This window comes from Halobellus salinus (assembly GCF_014646875.1).
GTDB classification, from domain to species: domain Archaea; phylum Halobacteriota; class Halobacteria; order Halobacteriales; family Haloferacaceae; genus Haloquadratum; species Haloquadratum salinum.
In genome coordinates this window covers 1-18,466 of sequence record NZ_BMOC01000017.1, presented here as the reverse complement: position 1 = coordinate 18,466, position 18,466 = coordinate 1, and the positions used below count along the sequence as shown (strand labels likewise).

The window sequence follows — 18,466 nt, the reverse complement described above, 5'->3', positions numbered from 1 at the left end:
GGACCCCGTTACCGCGGCGGCTACACAGTCCCTTCTCCCGACGGCCCGTTCACGTCTCGTCCAGCAGGCGTTCGGCGTGCTCGCGGGACTGAGCGCGCTCCCACCGAACCGCCTCAGCGTCGCCGTACGCCAGTTCCTCACGGAGTTCGTCGGGGAGAAACCCCGCTGTCGCTCGGAGCACGGCTCCATCGCCGTCGCCGAACTCAACCAGGCCGTACGCCGCCGGCGCCGACCCCACGGTCGACCGAGTTAACGGACGCCACTGTTTCCTGCGGCTCATGCCGTGTCGGTGGCGGTTTCGGACTCACCACCGGCCGCGTCGTCTTCGGTCACGAACTCGTAGGAAGCCTCCCCCCAATCGTCCTCGACGAAAACGAACACGCGGCCGCGAGCGAGTGTGGGGTCGGCCTCGACTTCTGTACGCATCCCGCCGGGGCGACGCACCGTGACCCCGGGAAACACCTCCTCGGTCTCGCCGTCGTCGAGGATGACCCGGCCGGCCCCTGTCGACTCCAGAATATCGTCGTGAGTTTTCAGATCGTTGATGTACAGCAGGACCCCCTCGGTCTCCGTCGGGTCGGTCACGAGAACGTGGGTCTCTTTTTTCGGCGGTGTGGTGAGCGTGTCGGTGACGGGTTCCGGGACGCCCCGGTAGAACGTCGTCCGGCCGTCGACATACTCCACCTCGACGCCGGCGTCTACGAGGTCGACGCCCACAGTGCTCGGCGGGACGTCGTTGCGTGCGCTCATACCCCGAATTCGGCCGGGGGTCTCAAAAACACCGCGGTGGGCGTGGGGGCCGCCGATCAGGGGACCGGGGGGAGCGACTCACCCACGGAGAACTCTCGGTCGGGGACCAGTTCGAGGCCGACCGGACGGTTACGTTCTCCCGCGGGACGACCGTCGAGTTCGCCGCGGAGCACGGCCAACAACCCCGACCGGTCTCGCCGGTCGACCGCTACACCTTTTAGCCCGGTCGCCCCGGCTTAACACATGCGAGGTCGTGCAGCAGCGCTCGGGGCGGGCACGGTGCTGAACGCGCTGTCGACCGGCGTCGGCTCAGCGTTCGCCATCGATATCGAAACCTCAGCCACCGTCGAACTCGACGACTCGGGGCGCGTGACGGGGACGGTCGCTGAGGACGACGGCGCCGACACTGGACTGATCGAGCGGTGTGTCGAACTCGCGGTCGAGGCCTACGGCGGCAGCGACGTGTCGGGCGGAACAGTTCGAACCGAGAGTGACGTGCCGATGGCTGCCGGATTGAAGAGTTCGAGCGCCGCCGCCAACGCGACCGTGCTCGCGACTGCGGACGCCGTCGGCGTCGACCCCGCTCCGGTCGAGGCGTGCCGGTTGGGCGTCCGCGCCGCGCGGGATGTCGGCGTCACTGTCACTGGGGCGTTCGACGACGCGTCGGCGTCGATGCTCGGCGGTGTCACCGTCACCGATAATCGGGAGGACGAACTGCTCGCCCGCGACGAGGTGGCGTGGGACGTGCTCGTGTGGACGCCCGACGAACGGGCCTACTCCGCGGATGCCGACGTGGAACGGTGCGCGAACGTCGCGCCGATGGCGGAACTGGTCGCGGACCTCGCCCTCGAGGGACGCTACGCCGAGGCGATGACGGTTAACGGCCTGGCCTTTTCGGCGGCGCTCGGGTTCTCACCCGATCCTGCGGTCGAAGCGATGCCCCACGCCGCGGGGGTGTCACTGTCGGGAACAGGCCCGAGCGTCGTCGCAGTCGGAGAGCGCGGCGCGCTCGACCGCGTCCGCAGTCGGTGGAGCGAGCGCGGCGGCCGGACCTGGCGAACGACCACGCGGACCGACGGAGCACACATCTTATGAGCAATAACGACAACACCGACGGGGAACCGTCCTTGGACGAACTCCGCGAGGAGATCGAGAACATCGATCGGGAGATCGTCGAACTGATCGCGCGCCGAACCTACGTCGCCGACTCCATCGCGGGCGTGAAAGCCGACCAGGGGCTGCCAACGACCGATGAGGGCCAGGAGGAACGCGTGATGGACCGGGCGGGTCGAAACGCCGAGCATTTCGACGTCGACTCGAACCTGGTGAAGGCGGTGTTCCGGCTGCTGATCGAGTTGAACAAGGTCGAACAGCGCGAGAGCAGGTAGCCGAAATCGGTCGTTTCAGGGCGTATTGAGCGGGAACAGTTCGAGAATTCTATTCAGACGGGTGGGACAACGGGAGTTCACTGACGGGCGACGGTGGCACTCGACAGTTCCGGAGTCCAACCTTCTGTGTCCAAAGCCCAGTTTACCGTAATACACAGTATTCTGTGTGCACATAGTTCCCTGTATGCCCAGTATCACGGTCAACGTCGACGACGACCTCAAAGACCGAATGGAGGAACATCCGGAGATCAACTGGAGCGAGGTCACTCGTCAGGCAATTCAGGAGAAAATCGAGACGCTCGAAGTGATGGACGAACTCACGTCCGACAGCGAACTCACCGAGAGCGACGTCGCCGACATCGCAGACAGAATCAACCAGAGTGGACGCGAACGCGTCGAGAAGCAGTCGGAGTAGTCGCCGGATGAAGCTGGTCATCGACGCCAACGTCGTCATCTCCGCGCTCATCACCGACTCGAAGACCCGCGAACACATCGTCACCCTCGAACCCGACCTCCTGACACCCGAGTTCGTCCACGACGAGATAGAAAACTACACCGCGAGGGTGTCATAGATCTCTTCTCACACCGTGATGATCGTGCTTCCCGGATTGTCTCCGCATTCGTAGTTGGTGATTGCGACGACGAGGCGAAGGCACAGCGCGAGGGACACTTGTGCTCGCGCGTGGACGCGGCCTCGGGCGCGCGTTCGCCCGAGGCCGCAGTGCTCCACTGATTCGTTGGTTCGTTCGACTCCAGTACGTCGGTTGTACGTCCCATCCAACGTGGACTGCTTCAGCTGTACGTCCTCGCTGTGTTGTTCGATGCGGTCTTCGACCCTGTACTCGATGTCTTTCGGGTCGTCGGTGTTTCGCGCGTTGTACGGGGCGACTGGCACGACCCCTGCGGCCAGCAGGTGGTCGTGCCAGTCGAGCGTGTCGTAGGCGCTGTCACCGACCATCCAGATCGGCTTGGCGACGGCGAGCGCGTCACGCGTGACGTGCATCGCCGTCTCCTCTGGCGCTTGTTTGCTCTCGGTGAACTCAGCCGCAATCGGGATCTTTTGCCCGGTCGAGACGATTGTACAGCCGTAGCCGCGGTAGTACTCGTCGTCGGTTGGATCGTAGCACTTCGACGCGTCTTGATCGGCAGGCATCGCCCTCACATCTGTTGAATCAATGCAGTATGTCGAGTCGAGCAGGCCGCGGCGGGCGGCCTACTCGACGAGGTGGCCGAATACCTTGGTAACGACGTGTTCAAGTGCAGTGAGAAAGCGATCGACCGCGTCTCTCGACGGCGGTCGATCGAAGCCACAACTCAGCCAGACAACCGTGTTCCGAAGCTCCCGTTCAACGGGACGAATGCCGTAGATGTCCTTGTAGTAGCAGTGGAGAGAGTCACGCATCAGCTCTGGTGGTTCGTGGTCTCGTGTTCGCCCCGTCTCCGCCGGGGCGAACACGTCGAACTCTTCGAGAAACTCGAAGGAGAAATGCTCAAACGACGCTGGCGTCTCGGTCTCCGCGACATTGAAGAACGACTCTACCGAAGGGTCATCTTGCAGGGTCGCTGAACTCACTCCACCTCAGCGTTCACCCTGCTCTTTGGTATGGTAATCGTTCTATGGCACCCTCACAACATATGTTAGAAAAACAGTATCATCGGACGGGCCGGACGCGATTTTGAACGCACGGTCGGACGTGCTTGCTTCGCTCCGCGCGACTTTCCTGCGATTCAAATCCCTCGTGGCTGTTTTGCCACTCGCGAGTTAATCCGTGGTAAAAACGGGCCGGACGCGATTTGAACGCGCGACCGTCTGATTAAGAGTCAGACGCTCTGCCGGACTGAGCTACCGGCCCTCCACCAGATCGTATCGGTGGCGCAAGTAAATGTGTTTCCTTTCGGGTAGGCTGTGGTGGCGACACCGCCCCGACTGCGAAACCCAACCGCGGAAACGGACCGCCTCAGAACAGCGTCGCGGCGACCGTCTGGGCCGTCTCGATGACCGGTCCGAACCCGGGCAACAGCAGCAGCGTCCCGACGCCGGCGAACAGCACCGCGGTGTAGAGCCCAACCGGCCGGCTCTCGATCTCGAAGTCGGCGACGGGCGTCTCGATCCACATCGCTTTCACCACGCGGCTGTAGTAGAACAGCGACAGCGCGCTGTTGACCGCGCCGACCGCCGCGAGCCACCAGAACCCCGCCTCGATCGCGGAGTAAAACAGCACGTACTTCGAGAGGAACCCACCGAACGGCGGCAACCCCGCGAGGCTGAACATGAAGACCGTCATCGCGACAGCCGCGATAGGCGCGGTCGACGCCAGCCCGTTGTAGTCCTCGAAGGTCCGGCCGACGCCCCAGTGTTCGACCAGGGCGATGAACAGGAACGCGCCGGTGTTCATGAACCCGTAGACCAGCAGGTGCGCCATCGACGCCCCGAGGACGTCCCCGTTGGGGCCGCCCGCGGTCAGCGCCGCCAGCCCGATCAGGGCGTAGCCCGCGTGGCCGATCGAGGAGTACGCCAACATCCGCTTGACGTTCTCCTGGGTTGCGGCCGCGAAGTTGCCCAGCGTCATCGTGACGACCGCGAGCACCTGGAACGCGATCACCCAGTCGACGCCCGCGGGTACGGCCTCCAAGGGGAACGCTTGGACGAACACGCGGAACGCGACCGCGAACCCGGCGGCTTTCGACGCCGACGAGAGGAACGCCGAGATGGGTGCGGGTGCGCCCTCGTAGGCCTCCGGTGCCCAGAAGTGGAACGGCACCGACGCGGTCTTGAACGCGAACCCGCCGAGGATCATCAGCACGCCCAGACCGAGCACGCCCGCCATCTCGGGAGTCCCAATCGCGGCGGCTACGTCGCCGAGCACGAGCGACCCAGTAACGGCGTACACCAGGCTGATGCCGAACGCCAGGACAGCGGAAGAGACCGCGCCGATCAGGAAGTATTTGAGTCCGGCCTCAACGCTTCCGCGGTCGGTCTTCAGAAACGCCACGAGAGCGTACGACGGCAAAGAGGCGAGTTCAAGGCTGATAAACACCGTCGCCAGGGAGTTTGCGGTCGCCATAACCGCCATCCCCGTCGCCGCGAACAGGGTCAGCGAGTAGAACTCCGCGCGGTGAGAGTGGTCGTCGAGGTAGTCGTAGGCCGCGACCACGACCATCGCGGTCACGACGGTGAAGATGAGCGTGAAAAACAGGCTCATCCCGTCGACGACCAACGCGTCGCCGTACAGCGCGATCGCGCCGCCGGTACTCGCCTGGCCGGTGCCGGCAACGAGGAACCAGCCGGTGACAGCGAACGAGAGGATCGACCCCGCGGCCGCGACGCCCGCAAGCACCGCGTTGCTCGGGTCGTCGGGCCACAGCGTGTCCACCCCGAGCAACGCCAGGCCGGTCAGTCCGAGCAGGATCGCCGGCGCCAGTGCGGTCCAGGCGGCGACCGTCTCCGTCTGGAGCGCGAGCGCGTCGGGCGTCATAGCCCACCACCCGTGAGGATGGGGTTAACAGCCTCTTGGATCATCCCGAAGAAGAGGTCGGGGGCGACGCCCAGAACGATCGTCAGCAGCAGCAGAACCGCAAGCGGCGCGACGTCGTGGAACGGCGCAGTCGTGACGTCGTAGTCGTCGTCGAAGCTGAACGGCCCGAACAGCGTGCGCTGCATCGCAAACAGCAGGTAGCCCGCCACGATCACGATCCCGAACATCGCCGCGGCAGTAAACAGCGGCATCGCCGAGTGGACCGTCGACGCGAACGACCCCTTGAAAATGAAGAACTCGCCCGCGAACCCCGCCATAAGAGGCAGGCCCATGTATCCGAACGCGCCGGCGACGAAGATCCCGGCGGTAACAGGCATCCGATCGGCGATCCCGGACATGTCGCCCACCATCCGCGTGTGGGTCGTGTTGTAGATCACGCCGACCGCCATGAACATCAGCCCCGAGATGAGGCCGTGGGCGATCATCTGGAACGTCGCGCCGCCGACCCCGTAGGTCGTGTACGCGACCAACCCGAGGATGACATACCCCATCGACGACACCGACGAGTACGCCACGATCCGCTTGAGATCCTCCTGGGCCAGCGCCAGCATCGCGCCGTAGATCACGCTGATCACCGCGATCCCGGCGATCGGCACCACGAGCGCGGTCGCGACGTCGGGCATCATCGTGAAATTGAACCGAAGCAGCGCGTAGGTCCCCATCTTCAGGAGAACGCCCGCAAGCAACACCGACACCGGGGTCGGCGCCTCAACGTGGGCGTCGGGGAGCCACGTGTGCAGCGGCGCGACCGGCACCTTCACCGCGAACCCGATGAAGACCGCTACGAACGCGACCGTCTTCAGCGTCGCGGCGTCAAGCCCGGCGAAGCCGCCGAGCTCGCCCGCCCGCAGCGCCTGGGCGATCTCCGGCAGCCGCAGCGACGTCACCGAGTCGCCGAGGCCGAACACCAAGGCGATGAACCCGATGAACATCACGAGCGACGCGATGTTGGTGTAGACGAAGAACTTGATCGCGGCGTACCGGCGGTTCGGCCCGCCCCACACCCCGATCAGGAAGTACATCGGCACCAACACCGCCTCCCAGAAAACGAACCACGCGAAGAAGTCCAACGCCGTGAACACCCCGAGCAGGTTCGCCTCCATGAGGAGCACGAGGCCGTAGAACTGCGACTCTCGGTTAGAAATGGGCGTCCACGCACTCACGATCGCGAGCGTCGTCAGCACGGTCGTGAGCACCACCAAGGGGAGGCTGATCCCGTCGACGCCAACGAACCAGTGGAGGTCGAGGCCGCCAGCGGTCAGCCACACGACGTCGGTCTCGAACGCGATCTCGCCGCCGAGCAGCGCGTTCCCACTCGCGTCGTAGGCCGCCCACATCCAGAGGCTCCCCACAACGGGGAGAACCGATAGCGCCGCCGCCAACTTCGCGGCGGCGGCGTTGGGCGCGACGAACACGACCAGCGCCGCGAGGAACGTGACCGCGATGAGGGCTTCGATGATCACACGAACCACCCCCCGGCGAGGCCGAACGCCAGAATCAGCGCGGTCAACCCGAGCGTGAGAAGCACCGCGTAGTTGCTCACCACGCCCGTCTGGATCCGGCGGATCCGGCTGCCGGAAAACAGGCTGACGCTTGAGACGCCGTTGACGACCCCGTCGACAACGCCGCCATCGAACTTGTTCGCCGCGCGGGCGATAGAGCGCGTGAGGCCGTTTGCGATCCAGACCTGATACTCGTCCTGGTAGTAGTTGTTATAGAGCACCGTTTTGATCTCACCGAGTCGATCCGTGTGTTCGACGGGTTCGGGCACGTTGTACAGCCGGTGGGCAACAACGGCACCCGCCAGCGCGAGTCCGAGCGAGACCGCACCCGGGCCGAGCGGGCTGAGTTCCAGTCCCGCCGACCCGTAGTGCGGGAAGTCGTGAAGGAGCTCACCGTAGTGTTCGACCGTCAGCCCGGCGTAGCCGTGTTCCAGCCACTTGTGGAGGAAGTCGATCTTCAGACCGGTCACCTTCTTGACGGGCACCATGTTCACGAACCCGGCGACTGCGGCCAGCACGCCGAGCACGACCAGCGGGAACTTCACGTTCCACCGGACGCCGTGTGGGTCCTCGGCGGTCCCGGACCGCGGGTCGCCGTGGAACGTCAGGAACACCATCCGGAAGGTGTAGAGTCCGGTGAAAAACACCGCGAGCAGTCCCATAGCGTACGCCGCCAGCAGGATCGGGTCGCCGTCGAGGCCGTGGAGCAGCGTCTCGTAGAGCACCTCGTCTTTCGACCAGAAGCCGGCAAAGGGGAAAATCCCCGCGAGCGCCAGCGATCCGGAGAGGAACGTGTAGTAGGTAACGGGCATCTTCGACCGCAGCCCGCCCATGTCCCACATGTCCTCGTTGTGGTGCATCGCGATGATGACAGACCCGGCGCCGAGGAACAGCAACGCCTTGAAGAAGGCGTGAGTCATCAGATGGAAGGTCGCAGCGACGTAGCCGCCGCCGCCCAGCGCGAGCATCATATACCCGTACTGGGAGATCGTCGAGTACGCCAGCACTTGCTTGATCTCGCGTTTGACAAGCCCCATCGTCGCCGCAAAGAGGGCGGTGAACCCGCCGACGAACGCGATGATGGCGAGCGCGGTGGGGGAGATCGCGTAGAAGCCGTACATCCGGGCGACGAGGTAGACGCCGGCGGCGACCATCGTCGCGGCGTGGATGAGCGCCGACACCGGCGTCGGACCCTCCATCGCGTCTGGGAGCCAGGTGTGCAGTGGGTACTGCGCCGATTTACCGATCACGCCGCCCAAGACCAGGAGGCCGACGATCGTGAACCAGGTCTGTGGGGCGAACCCGAACGTGTTCACACTCGTTTCGCCGCGGAGCGCCGCCTCCGCGAGCGCGGGGAACGACTCGCTCCCGACGAACGCCGCCGTCCCGAACGTCCCGAAGACGGCGACGACGCCCACGAGGAAGAAGTAGTCGCCGAACCGCGTCACGAGAAACGCCTTCTTCGCGGCGCTCGGCGGGCCAGGCTCCCGGAAGTGAAAGCCGATCAGGAGGTACGAACACAGCCCGACGAGCTCGAAGAACATGAACGCCATGAGCAGGTTGTCGGCGACGACGAACCCGAGCATCGACGCGGTGAACAGCCCGAGACCGGCGTAGTACCGCGGCAGGCCGGTCTCGTCTTCGTCGTTCATGTACCCGAGGCTGAAGACGTGAACCAGGAACGCCACGAGCGTCACGATGAGTAACATCAACGCCGACAGCGGGTCGATCAGGACACCGAACGTAAGGTTTACCGCCTCAAGCCCCTCGGCCCAGGTGTAGAGGGTCGCGTCGTAGGTCCGGCCGCCCGCAACCGCGAGGACGGTCCCGATCGCCAGGGCCAGCGACCCGGCGGTCGCGGTGATTCCGGCGAGAGCGCCGCCCTTCGGCAGGTGGTCGCCGACCGCGAGAGCGATCAAGAACGAGACGAACGGAAGCAACACGATCGCGGGTGTGAAATCGAATATTCCGACCATCTTACCACCTCATCGTTGTTGCGTCGGTGACGTCAACGCCGTCGAAGCTGCGGTACAGTACCAGGATGATCCCGATCCCGACCGCGACCTCCGCGGCCGCGAGCGCCATCGTGAACAGCCCGAACGTTTGGCCCGTGATGTTGCCCCACACGTAGGAGAACGCCACGAGGTTGATGTTCGCGGCGTTCAGCATCAGCTCAACCGACATCAGGAACAGCAGGGCGTTCCGCCTGGTCAGGATGCCGAACAACCCGATGCAGAACACTGCCGCCGACAGGAGTAGGTAGTACTCCGGCGGGACCATCACTCCTCACCCCCGAAAAGGGTGCGTTTGAGCTCCCGCCCGCCGTCGGCAAGCAGCGTACGACCGTCGTCGGACTCTCGAGTCGCGAGGTGGACCGCGCCGTCAAGTGCGACATCAAGGGTGACGGCGATAACGAGGAACGCGACCAGGAAGCTCTCGCCCGGGACGTCGCCCAGCGAGAGGTTGAACATCGCATAGCCGATACTGGCCGTGATGTTCGCCCCCTCGGCGAACCCCTGCGGGTCCGGGAACGACGCCGAGAGAACAGTCGCCGCCATCACGACAAACAGCGCGGCGGCCGCGAGCCCGGGCAGCAGGTGCGACCCCAGGTTCAACTCGGGTTTTGTTGTCATGCGCTACTCACCTCCGGTTGTGTTCGCGTCAGCATCACGGCGAACGTGATCAGGATGAGAACCCCGCCGACGTACACGAGGATCTGCATCGCGGCGAGGAACTCCGCCTGTAACATCACGTAGTGCACCGCGACGCTCAAGAGCGCGCCCCCAAGCAGGAGTGCGGAGTGCCAGATGTCCCGCACGAGGACAACGCCGAGGCTGCAGCCCACGGTCACGAGGGCAAACAGCGCGAACGCGATGGTCTCATAAACCATTGTGTGTGTCTCCTTCAGGAACCCCTTTGAAGATTTCGAGAAGCCGCGAGCGGCCGGGCGCGTCCGTTGGCCGCTGAGAACCGATGCTGCTGCCGGGCGACCCGGGCGTCCCACCGCAGTCCGGTCGCGGCTCACGGAACGCCGCCTGCGACGCTACTGGTAGTCGACCTCGCCGCTCCCTTCGCCAATCCACGCGTCGCGGTCGGGCTCTCTGGAGTTGAGCGGGTCGATGTCCTTGTACCAAGGGACGTTCTTGAGCTGTTCTTTGTTGTACACGAAGTCGTCTTTGGTGTCGGCCACGAACTCGAAGTTCTGGGTGAGCAGGATGGCGTCAACCGGACAGACCTCTTCACACAGCCGACAGTAGATACACTGCCCGATGTGGAGGTTGTACTGTTCGCCGTTCCGCTTGTCGTCTTGGACGATCTGGATCGTGTCGTTGGGACAGACGTTCTCACACTGCCGACACCAGATGCACCGCTCCTGGCTGAACTTGTGGACCCCGCGGAACCGGGGGCTGACTTCGGGTGCGACGTCCGGGTACTCCACCGTGAACGTCTCCCCGTCCAGTGCGTGCTTCATTGTCGTTGCCATCGATTTGAGTACGCCGATCATGCTATCACTCCCACGATTACGGCCGTGAGCACCAGGTTCGCAAACGACAGCACCAGCATACCTTTCCACCCGACGTCGAGGAACTGGTCGACGCGGATGCGCGGCACGGCCGACCGCGCCCACTGGGTGAACAGATAAAACGCCCAGATCTTGATCGTGAACCAGATGAAGCCGGGCAGGACTGGTCCGGCGGGGCCGCCGAGAAACAGCGTCGCGGCGAGCGCCCCGCCCAGGAAGATGTGGATGAACTCCCCGAGGTAGATCAACACGAAATACACCGAGGAGTACTCGGTCTGGTAGCCCGCGACGATCTCGGTCGGGGCTTCGGGAACGTCGAAGGGGTTGCGGCCGACCTCCGCGAGGTTCGCGACCACGAACAGCGCGAACGCGAAGGGGTTGACGAACGCGAACCACTGCGGGATCGCGACGCCACCCAGGGTGAGGAGCGGTTCGGCCTGCTGGGCGACGATCTCGCTCATCTGCAGCGACCCGGTGAAGATGATCACCGACGCCGCGGTGATGATCAAGGGGATCTCGTAGGCGATGTTCGACGCAATCGCCCGGAGCCCGCCCAGAAGCGAGTACTTGTTGTTCGACGCATAGCCCATCATCACGAGTCCGAGCGACGCGATCGATGACGCCGCGAACGCGAACACCAGGCCGGTCTCGGGGTCCGCGAGGTGGATCCCGTTGCCCATCGGGATGACCGCGAAGCCGAGCAGTGCGGAAAACGGCACCAGAAGGGGGCCGAGGTCGTACGCCGGGCGGTCAACACCATCGGGAATCACGAGCTCCTTCGAGAGCAGTCGGACCGCGTCGGCGACGATCACGAACAGCCCGAACGGCCCGACGCGGTTGACTGCGATCCGGTCGGTGAAGGCCGCGGTGATCTTCCGCTTGGCCCACGGGCCGGCGACTGCAGTCTGGACCAAGAGCAGATTGGCGATGATGAACGCCCCGAGTAGTCCGCCGACGATCTGGCCGGCAGTGCCGGACAGGCCCAGCAACCCGGCGATGCGTTCGGGAAGCAGCACCTGCGACTGGAGCGGACCCATCAGCGGTCCACCTCGCCGAGCACGATGTCGAGGCTACCCAGCGACGCAACCATGTCCGGAATGTACTCGCCGTTGCTCATCTCCGGCAGCGTCTGGAGGTTGGAGAAACACGGACTCCGGATCTTGAACCGGCCGGGCTTTTCGGTGCCGTCGGCGCGGATGTAGATGCCGAGTTCCCCCTTAGCGGCCTCGACCCCGCGGTAGATCTCGGTGTCGTCGTCGGGTCGCAGGGTGCGCGGGACGTTCGACTGGATCGTGCGCTCGTCTTCGGGCCAGTCCTCGAGCAGGTCGACGCACTGCTCGATGATTTTCGCGGACTCCTCGACCTCCCGAAGCCGGACGAGCAGCCGGCTGAAGTTGTCGCAGCCGTCCTCGGTGACGACGTCCCACTCGAGTTCGTCGTAGTAGCCGTAGGGGTCGTCGCGGCGGAGGTCGTAGTCGATCCCCGACCCGCGGGCGACCGGCCCGGTCGCGCCGTAGGATTTCGCAACCTCCGGCGGGAGCACGCCGGTGTCGATTGTCCGCGACTGGAGGATCTCGTTGGACGTGATGAGGTCGTGGTACTCCTCGAGGGCCTCCGGCAGGTCGTCGAGGAAGTCTCGGATCATCTCGAAGAAGTCCTCGCGGGGTTCGGGGAGGTCCCACACGACCCCGCCCAGCCGGAAGTAGTTGAACATCATGCGCTGGCCGGTGAGTTCCTCTAAGACGTTCTGGACCTTCTCGCGGTCCCGCATCGCGTACATGAAGATCGCGGTGAAGTCGCCGTAGACGTCCAGCGCGAACGTCCCGACCGCGAGCATGTGCGAGGCGATCCGACAGAGCTCCGCGCCCAGCGTCCGGATGACCTGGGCGTACTCCGGCACGTCGATGTCGTTGAGGTCCTCCGCCGCGCGGGCGTACGCCCACTCGTTGAGCAACCCCGACGAGGCGTAGTCCCACCGGTCGGGGTACGGCATGATCTGGTGGCGGTAGGTCTTGCTCTGACACATCTGCTCCTCGCACCGGTGGAGGTAGCCGATGTCGGGATCCACGTCGACGACCTGCTCGCCGTCGAGCACGGTCTTGACGTGGAGCACGCCGTGGGTCGCGGGGTGGTGCGGGCCGATGTTGACGTACATCGTGTCTCCTTCCTCCTCGCGGTGGTCGTCGGCCAGCGGGTTCTCCCACTCTTTCAGCGTCACGATCTGCGGCCGGTCCTTGTCGTAGTTCTGCGAGAGCGGATGACCCTGCCAGGTGTCGGGTAGCAGTATCCGGCGCAGGTCAGGGTGGCCCTCGTAGTCGATCCCGATCAGGTCGTACGCCTCGCGTTCGTGCCAGTCGGCCGTCCGGAAGACGGGTTCGGCGGTCTGGCTTGCGGGATCGTCCTTCGGCGTCGGGACGACCACGCTGGCCTCGCGCTGTCGGTCGTCGAAACTGGTGAGGTGGTAGATCGATTCGTAGCGGTCCTCGCGCTCCTCGGCGGTGACGCACGAGAGGTGATCGAAGCCGGCCTCGTCGCGGAGGCGCCGGAGCGTCTCCTGGACGTCGTCGGGTCGGATGACGAACCCCGGCGCGTTCATGTGTTCCTCGCGGCCGACGACCAGATCCCCGAGCAGGTCGGCGATCTCGTCGCCGCCGGTCGGAAGGGCCTCGACGACGCCGTCGTCGGGGGTGGGTTCCTCTAAGCTCATGGCGAATCAGCCCAGTTGTACCGCATCACCAGATCCTCCTCGTTGATCTCCTCGGCGAGTTGCTCAACGATCTCATCCTGTTCGAGGTCGTCGAACTGTTGGAGCTCGTAGGGTTTGACCGTTACCGGGCTGGACTCGCCCTCCGCGATGCGCTGCTGGAGCTTCGCGACGCCGTAGATCAGCGCCTCCGGCCGGGGCGGGCATCCGGGGACGTGGATGTCCACGGGAATAACCTCCTCGGCACCCTTGATGACGTTGTACCCCTCCTGGAACGGACCGCCGGAGATGGTACACGACCCCATACCGACCACGAACTTCGGCTCGGGCATCTGGTCGTAGACCCGCTTCATGCGCGGAGCAAACTTCGAGACAATGGTCCCGGGGACGATGATGACATCGGCCTGTCGCGGCGACGCGCGGGGAACGCCCGCGGCGAACCGGTCGAGGTCGTGTTTCACCGAGTAGGTGTGCATCATCTCGATGCTGCAGCACGCGATCCCGAACTGCAGCATGAACATCGACGACCCGCGGACCCAGTTCATGAACTGGTCGAACTTCGTCAGGATGAACGGCGAGGAGCCGAACGCCTGCCGGAGTTTGGAATTAAATCGGTTGTCCGCGCCGCCGCCGGTCATCCGAGCGTCCCGGGTGTCGGTCTGTACTTGCGAATCGTCCGTGACGAATGGTGTTTCTCGTTGACTGCTCATGCGTTTCGTTCCGTCTTTTGGCGGTTCGCGAGCGGGCTTTTGACCCACTCGACCGCGCCGTTGCGCCACGCCCACACCAGACCGACGACGAGGATGCCCACGAACGCGAGCATCGGCCACAGCACCGTCGAGAGGGCGACGCCCTGGCTCAGCGCGGACCGGTAGATCACGGTCCACGGGAAGATGAGAACGGTCTCGACGTCGAACACGACGAACAGCAGCGCGACCATGTAGTACTGGATGTTGAACTGGACGCGCGCCGTGCCGGTCGGGATCTCACCGCTCTCGTAGGTGGCGCCTTTTCCTTGTTCGGGTACCGCCGGGCGGAGTATCGCGGAGACGGCCATCATCCCCAGCGGGATGCCGACCGCGACGAGCCCCAAGGCCCCGATTGCGATCCATTCACTCATTCCGTGTTCTCCTTGTACGTAGCGCTTAGGGGTGGCACCTCATAAGCGTTGATTTGTGGCCGCGGGTCGGCGGGGTGAACACGACCGAGCGGGATCACGCCGATGCGGTCGACTCTGACCCAGCGCCACGCGGTAGACCGAACTCGACCTCGATCCGGACCGTGTCGTAGGGGACGTACGGTCTCTTCGCGCGGCCATCCGCCTCGAAATGAACGATCTCGTACTCGGCCAACAGGTACAGGTCGTCGTGGACATCGTGTACGTCGCGGTCGAGACGGTCAGCCAGCGCGCGGATGCTCTCGGGTGGATGCTGCATAACTGCTTCGAGCAGTTCCATCCGCCGGTCAGTGAGTAGCTGACGGAGCCGTACACGGTCCTCGAAGTTGACGACGTGTGGGACTTCCTCGCCCTGCTCCCACCGTTCGGCCCGCTCGATTGCCGCCGCCTGCGCCCGCTCTGCTGGGAGCGACGTGATGCGGAGAGTCGAAGCGTACTCGACCTCGTCGGGGTCGGGCGTGAATTCGTCGTGCGTGGGTTCGGTGTCAGTCGGTTCGTCGCTCATAGATTTCGTTCACCTCGGTCTGGAAGTCGGCAACCAGGTCGGAGAGGCCTGTGAACTCCAGCCTCGTTATGTTTCTCTCGGGTGTGTGCCGATGGTGTCGACCAATATCCGGGTGGTGGGGCGAGTTGTCGTACCGGAGGAGCGTGCCACCGTCAGCGTCCATATATTGGAAGCTATATTTCAGCCCCTGTGGGAAGTCCTCGCTCACCGGAACCTGCCACGCGACCATTTCGTACCGGCTTCCATCGGGTTTCTCTCCTTCGTCCCGGTACACGGCCGTTGCAGGCATCGATCACCTATATTGTGATCCGGCCCCAACAAAATTAAATCTTATCGTTGGGTGTGTAGCCCAACAGACCCTGTTCGAGCTTACTCCTCGCGACTCTCGCGGTAGCCGGCGACGCCCCGGTCGTGGAGGTCCCGGGAGTCGCGCGCGACGTCGGAGACCAGTGCGTCGTGGTACTCGTGCAACCGATCCCGAAGCTCCACGTGCTCGCGCCCCAGGATCTGGACGGCCGACAGCGCGGCATTGAACGACTTGCCGGCGTCGACCGCGACGATCGGTGCCCCGGTGGGCATCCCGATCACCGAGTCAACGGACTTCTCCTGGACCGGCACGCCGATCACGGGGAGCGGATACGCGATCGAGGCGGTCATATTCGGGAGGTCGGCGGATTTGCCCCCTGCGCCCGCGATCACCACGTCAAGCCCGCGGTCGGCGGCGGCCTCGCCGTAGGCGTACATCAGTTCCGGCGTCCGGTGGGCCGACACCACGTACGTCTCGTAGGTGAACCGCGCCTCCGGCGGGTCCTGGAAGTCGGTCTGTTCTTCGAACCCCAGCCGATCGAGGGCGTCGTGGGCGCCGGACATCGTGTCCAGATCGGAGTCCGACCCCATGATGATCCCGACCTCCGGGGTGGTGGCGGTGGGGGGCTTGAGGTCGGCCTCCTCGTGGAGCCGGTCGATCAGGTCCGGTACGGTCACGTCGGCGTCGCCGTCTGTCGTGTAGTCGGTCATTGTGGTCTTGTCTCCTAGGTTTCTCACCCGTCTGTGGTCTCGAACTGTAGTTCTTCACGCAGGTCTCGCGCGTGCTCGAGAAGGCTGTGAGTGCCCCCGTCACCCTCGCCGGTGACGGTGACGTGGCCCATCTTCCGGAGCGGCCGCACCGCGTCTTTCCCGTACCAGTGCAGCGACGCCCCGGGGTCTTCAAGCACGGCCTCAACGTTGCTGAGCCGCGCGGGTTGTGATTCTTCGACCGTCCCGAGGACGTTCGTCATCACCGTGGGACACCGGAGTCGGGTCGATCCGAGCGGCCACCCGAGCACGGCACGAACGTGCTGTTCGAACTGGGAGGTCCGCGCGCCCTCGATGGTCCAGTGCCCGGAGTTGTGGGGCCGGGGTGCGACCTCGTTCACTTGGACCGCTCCTTCCGTGGTCTCGAACAGTTCGACCCCGAAAACCCCGCGGCCCGAGAGCGTATCGAGCACGTCGCGGGCGACGTCTTCGGCGCGTTCGAGGATCTCGTCGGTCGTCCGCGCGGGGAGCACCGTCTCCCGGAGGATCTCCGCTTCGTGAACGTTCTCGCCCGCGGGGAAGGTCCGGACCTCGCTGTCGCCCTGGACCGCGATCACCGACAGTTCCCGCGCGAAGTCGACGAACGCTTCGGCCATCGCGGGGCCGCCGACCGCCGCCATCGCGTTCTCGGCCTCGTCGGGGTCGGAAACTGGGACGTTGCCACGGCCGTCGTAGCCGCCGGTGCGGGCCTTCAGCATGACCGACCCGAACTCCGCCACGGCGCTGCGGAGGTCGTCGGCGTCGTCGACCCGCCGGAACGGCGGGACGGAGACGCCCGCGTCCGCGAGCGTGCGTTTCTGGACGAGTTTGTCCTCGATGGTCGACAGCGTCTCGGGTGCGGGATTCACCGAGACCCCGTGATCGGCGGCGACTCGGTTCAACAAGTCGGAGTCGGCGAGTTCGATCTCGAACGTCACGGCGTCGGTGCGGGCGGCGAGGTCGTCGAACGCGTCGGGGTCGTCGAAGTCGCCGACGACCTGGTCGCGGGCGACCGGTGCGGCGGGGCAGTCCGGAGTGGGGTCGAGCACGACCACCTCCACGCCGAGCGGTGCGGCCGCTTCGGCGAGCATCCGGCCGAGTTGGCCGCCGCCGACGACGCCAAGCGTGGGTCCTGGGACGGTAACTGTCACGACCGTCGGTACCCCTGGCGCCCGAATAAAGGTTGCCGACGCGGGCGTGGGTCGCCGAACGTCCGGCCGCCGGGCGACAGCTACCTGAATCAAGGAGAGAGTCCCGCCGTTCACCGCGGGCGTGAATCCGACACTCCACGGCACAAACCACGTTCGACCCTTATTCAGGGGTATCCTCTCTGACTTTCTTTTCTCCTTCAAGCAGTAAGCCCTTCCACCTCAATCCACGGTGCTTTTTCAATTTCTTCAGTCGTTCGTACTGTTCGTCGCCGTCAAACTCGATGCGAATTGCAACCATATAATATCACATAAACGGAGCAATTATGTGCATTATGAGATAATACGTAGTCGATGAAGCGAGCCAACACGTTCGACGTGATTCCGCAGTCCCCAGAAGACAAGGAGTTGCTTCGACGGCTGTTGGACGCTTCTGCCGCTCTCTGGAACGAAATCAACTATGAGCGCCGCGAGAACTATGCTGGCCCAGATGGAGACGTATGGGACATCAGCGAGTATCGCGGTCGCTACAGCGGTGTTCTCGGTGCCTCCACGGTTCAGCAGATTGAGCGCAAGAACCGCGAAGCGTGGAGGTCGTTCTTCAGCCTCAAAAAGAAGGGAGAAGCGAACGGCAAACCCGGATTCTGGGGCAACTCCGAAGACGGAAGAGAACTCCGCACGTACATCCGCAACACGTCGTACTCCGTTGAGTGGGGTGAATACTCTCGACTCGAAATCCTTGTCGGCAAAGACCTGAAAGACGAGTACGGATTGGGACACCGCGAACGCCTCCGGCTCGAACTTCGGGGCGACCCCAACTGGAAAGAGTACGACAAGCAGGGCCGATTAGAGTTGTTTTACGACGAGCAAGCCCAATCGTTCAGGGCCTTTCAGCCAGTCACAATCAGCGAAGACCATTCTCGAGTGGCACAACCACTGGCTTCGGAAGAAGCCGCTCTGGACATTGGTGCGAACAACCTCGTCGCTTGCACAACCACAACCGGCCAACAGCTCCTGTACGACGGACGTGACCTGTTCGAGCGATTCCGTGAGACGACGCGAGAAATAGCACGTCTCCAATCACTCTTGGAAGACGGTCGATACAGCAGTCGCCGCATCCGACGCCTGTACGACCGGCGTACCAAGCGACGTGATCACGCTCAAGACGCACTCGCCCGTG

At 64.3% G+C, this 18,466-nt stretch carries 22 protein-coding genes, 1 tRNA gene and 2 pseudogenes; 5 read left to right on the top strand and 20 right to left on the bottom strand.

The window, feature by feature from the left end:
- Nucleotides 1-49: 49 nt before the first annotated feature.
- Together IEX72_RS12310 and IEX72_RS12305 are read right to left on the bottom strand one after the other, a co-directional pair.
- On the bottom strand, nucleotides 50-280 hold the full coding sequence (locus tag IEX72_RS12310) for a DUF7508 domain-containing protein (protein WP_188787775.1): 231 nt from the start codon (nucleotides 278-280) through the stop codon (nucleotides 50-52).
- Nucleotides 277-750, bottom strand: a complete 474-nt coding sequence (locus tag IEX72_RS12305) for a DUF5796 family protein (protein WP_188787773.1) — start codon at nucleotides 748-750, stop codon at nucleotides 277-279. The genes IEX72_RS12310 and IEX72_RS12305 overlap by 4 nt, the downstream gene beginning before the upstream one ends.
- Before the next feature lie 243 nt (nucleotides 751-993).
- On the opposite strand from IEX72_RS12305, the gene IEX72_RS12300 reads away from it, so the two are divergent.
- The 4 genes and pseudogenes from IEX72_RS12300 to IEX72_RS12285 form a co-directional block, all read left to right on the top strand.
- Nucleotides 994-1,845 carry a shikimate kinase gene (locus tag IEX72_RS12300; protein ID WP_188787771.1) on the top strand — a complete coding sequence of 284 codons (852 nt, stop codon included), beginning with the start codon at nucleotides 994-996 and terminating at the stop codon, nucleotides 1,843-1,845.
- Nucleotides 1,842-2,138, top strand: a complete 297-nt coding sequence (locus IEX72_RS12295) for a chorismate mutase (protein ID WP_188787769.1) — start codon at nucleotides 1,842-1,844, stop codon at nucleotides 2,136-2,138. Before IEX72_RS12300 ends, IEX72_RS12295 begins: the two co-directional genes overlap by 4 nt.
- A 184-nt stretch (nucleotides 2,139-2,322) precedes the next feature.
- The gene (locus IEX72_RS12290; protein ID WP_188787767.1) at nucleotides 2,323-2,553 is read left to right on the top strand and encodes a hypothetical protein; all 231 of its coding nucleotides are present in this window, start codon (nucleotides 2,323-2,325) and stop codon (nucleotides 2,551-2,553) included.
- A gap of 7 nt (nucleotides 2,554-2,560) precedes the next feature.
- Nucleotides 2,561-2,692: pseudogene (locus IEX72_RS12285) on the top strand (PIN domain-containing protein); the annotation flags it as partial.
- A 26-nt stretch (nucleotides 2,693-2,718) separates the two neighbouring features.
- Here IEX72_RS12285 and IEX72_RS12280 read toward each other — a convergent pair.
- The 18 genes and pseudogenes from IEX72_RS12280 to IEX72_RS15255 all read right to left on the bottom strand — a co-directional run bounded on the left by IEX72_RS12280 (nucleotide 2,719) and on the right by IEX72_RS15255 (nucleotide 17,587).
- A pseudogene (locus IEX72_RS12280) lies at nucleotides 2,719-3,711 on the bottom strand (transposase).
- 206 nt (nucleotides 3,712-3,917) lie between these two features.
- Nucleotides 3,918-3,991, bottom strand: a tRNA-Lys gene (locus tag IEX72_RS12275).
- Between the two features lie 105 nt (nucleotides 3,992-4,096).
- Nucleotides 4,097-5,614 carry an NADH-quinone oxidoreductase subunit N gene (locus tag IEX72_RS12270; protein ID WP_188787765.1) on the bottom strand — a complete coding sequence of 506 codons (1,518 nt, stop codon included), beginning with the start codon at nucleotides 5,612-5,614 and terminating at the stop codon, nucleotides 4,097-4,099.
- Entirely contained in the window at nucleotides 5,611-7,137 is a 1,527-nt protein-coding gene (locus IEX72_RS12265) for a complex I subunit 4 family protein (RefSeq protein ID WP_188787763.1), read from the bottom strand. The genes IEX72_RS12270 and IEX72_RS12265 overlap by 4 nt, the downstream gene beginning before the upstream one ends.
- Entirely contained in the window at nucleotides 7,134-9,152 is a 2,019-nt protein-coding gene (gene nuoL / locus IEX72_RS12260; RefSeq protein WP_188787761.1) for an NADH-quinone oxidoreductase subunit L, read from the bottom strand. The genes IEX72_RS12265 and nuoL overlap by 4 nt, the downstream gene beginning before the upstream one ends.
- A 1-nt stretch (nucleotide 9,153) precedes the next feature.
- Complete coding sequence (nuoK, locus tag IEX72_RS12255) at nucleotides 9,154-9,456, bottom strand: NADH-quinone oxidoreductase subunit NuoK (protein ID WP_188787759.1); 303 nt, start codon at nucleotides 9,454-9,456, stop codon at nucleotides 9,154-9,156.
- Nucleotides 9,456-9,809 (bottom strand): proton-conducting membrane transporter, encoded by a 354-nt coding sequence (locus IEX72_RS12250; RefSeq protein ID WP_188787757.1) that lies wholly within the window; start codon nucleotides 9,807-9,809, stop codon nucleotides 9,456-9,458. The genes nuoK and IEX72_RS12250 overlap by 1 nt, the downstream gene beginning before the upstream one ends.
- Nucleotides 9,806-10,066: an NADH-quinone oxidoreductase subunit J gene (locus tag IEX72_RS12245; RefSeq protein ID WP_185191647.1), complete on the bottom strand. Its 261-nt coding sequence runs from the start codon at nucleotides 10,064-10,066 to the stop codon at nucleotides 9,806-9,808. The genes IEX72_RS12250 and IEX72_RS12245 overlap by 4 nt, the downstream gene beginning before the upstream one ends.
- Before the next feature lie 153 nt (nucleotides 10,067-10,219).
- Nucleotides 10,220-10,681: a NuoI/complex I 23 kDa subunit family protein gene (locus IEX72_RS12240; protein ID WP_188787755.1), complete on the bottom strand. Its 462-nt coding sequence runs from the start codon at nucleotides 10,679-10,681 to the stop codon at nucleotides 10,220-10,222.
- Nucleotides 10,678-11,736: a complex I subunit 1/NuoH family protein gene (locus tag IEX72_RS12235; RefSeq protein ID WP_188787753.1), complete on the bottom strand. Its 1,059-nt coding sequence runs from the start codon at nucleotides 11,734-11,736 to the stop codon at nucleotides 10,678-10,680. Before IEX72_RS12235 ends, IEX72_RS12240 begins: the two co-directional genes overlap by 4 nt.
- Nucleotides 11,736-13,406, bottom strand: a complete 1,671-nt coding sequence (locus IEX72_RS12230; protein ID WP_188787751.1) for an NADH-quinone oxidoreductase subunit D — start codon at nucleotides 13,404-13,406, stop codon at nucleotides 11,736-11,738. The genes IEX72_RS12235 and IEX72_RS12230 overlap by 1 nt, the downstream gene beginning before the upstream one ends.
- Nucleotides 13,403-14,113, bottom strand: coding sequence for an NADH-quinone oxidoreductase subunit B (locus IEX72_RS12225; protein ID WP_188787750.1), 711 nt, complete (start codon nucleotides 14,111-14,113; stop codon nucleotides 13,403-13,405). Before IEX72_RS12225 ends, IEX72_RS12230 begins: the two co-directional genes overlap by 4 nt.
- On the bottom strand, nucleotides 14,110-14,523 hold the full coding sequence (locus IEX72_RS12220) for an NADH-quinone oxidoreductase subunit A (RefSeq protein WP_188787747.1): 414 nt from the start codon (nucleotides 14,521-14,523) through the stop codon (nucleotides 14,110-14,112). Before IEX72_RS12220 ends, IEX72_RS12225 begins: the two co-directional genes overlap by 4 nt.
- A 94-nt stretch (nucleotides 14,524-14,617) precedes the next feature.
- On the bottom strand, nucleotides 14,618-15,085 hold the full coding sequence (locus IEX72_RS12215) for an HVO_A0114 family putative DNA-binding protein (protein WP_188787745.1): 468 nt from the start codon (nucleotides 15,083-15,085) through the stop codon (nucleotides 14,618-14,620).
- A complete protein-coding gene (locus tag IEX72_RS12210; protein WP_188787743.1) occupies nucleotides 15,066-15,374 on the bottom strand; it encodes a toxin-antitoxin system TumE family protein in 309 nt (102 codons plus the stop codon). Before IEX72_RS12210 ends, IEX72_RS12215 begins: the two co-directional genes overlap by 20 nt.
- Before the next feature lie 80 nt (nucleotides 15,375-15,454).
- Nucleotides 15,455-16,102, bottom strand: coding sequence for a 5-(carboxyamino)imidazole ribonucleotide mutase (gene purE / locus IEX72_RS12205; protein ID WP_188787741.1), 648 nt, complete (start codon nucleotides 16,100-16,102; stop codon nucleotides 15,455-15,457).
- 23 nt (nucleotides 16,103-16,125) lie between these two features.
- Nucleotides 16,126-17,289: a 5-(carboxyamino)imidazole ribonucleotide synthase gene (locus tag IEX72_RS12200; RefSeq protein WP_188787739.1), complete on the bottom strand. Its 1,164-nt coding sequence runs from the start codon at nucleotides 17,287-17,289 to the stop codon at nucleotides 16,126-16,128.
- A gap of 160 nt (nucleotides 17,290-17,449) precedes the next feature.
- The gene (locus IEX72_RS15255; protein WP_229663828.1) at nucleotides 17,450-17,587 is read right to left on the bottom strand and encodes a hypothetical protein; all 138 of its coding nucleotides are present in this window, start codon (nucleotides 17,585-17,587) and stop codon (nucleotides 17,450-17,452) included.
- Nucleotides 17,588-17,640: 53 nt separating this feature from the next.
- Here IEX72_RS15255 and IEX72_RS12195 point away from each other — a divergent pair.
- On the top strand, nucleotides 17,641-18,466 hold an 826-nt coding region (locus IEX72_RS12195; protein WP_188787736.1), incomplete at its 3' end, for a transposase.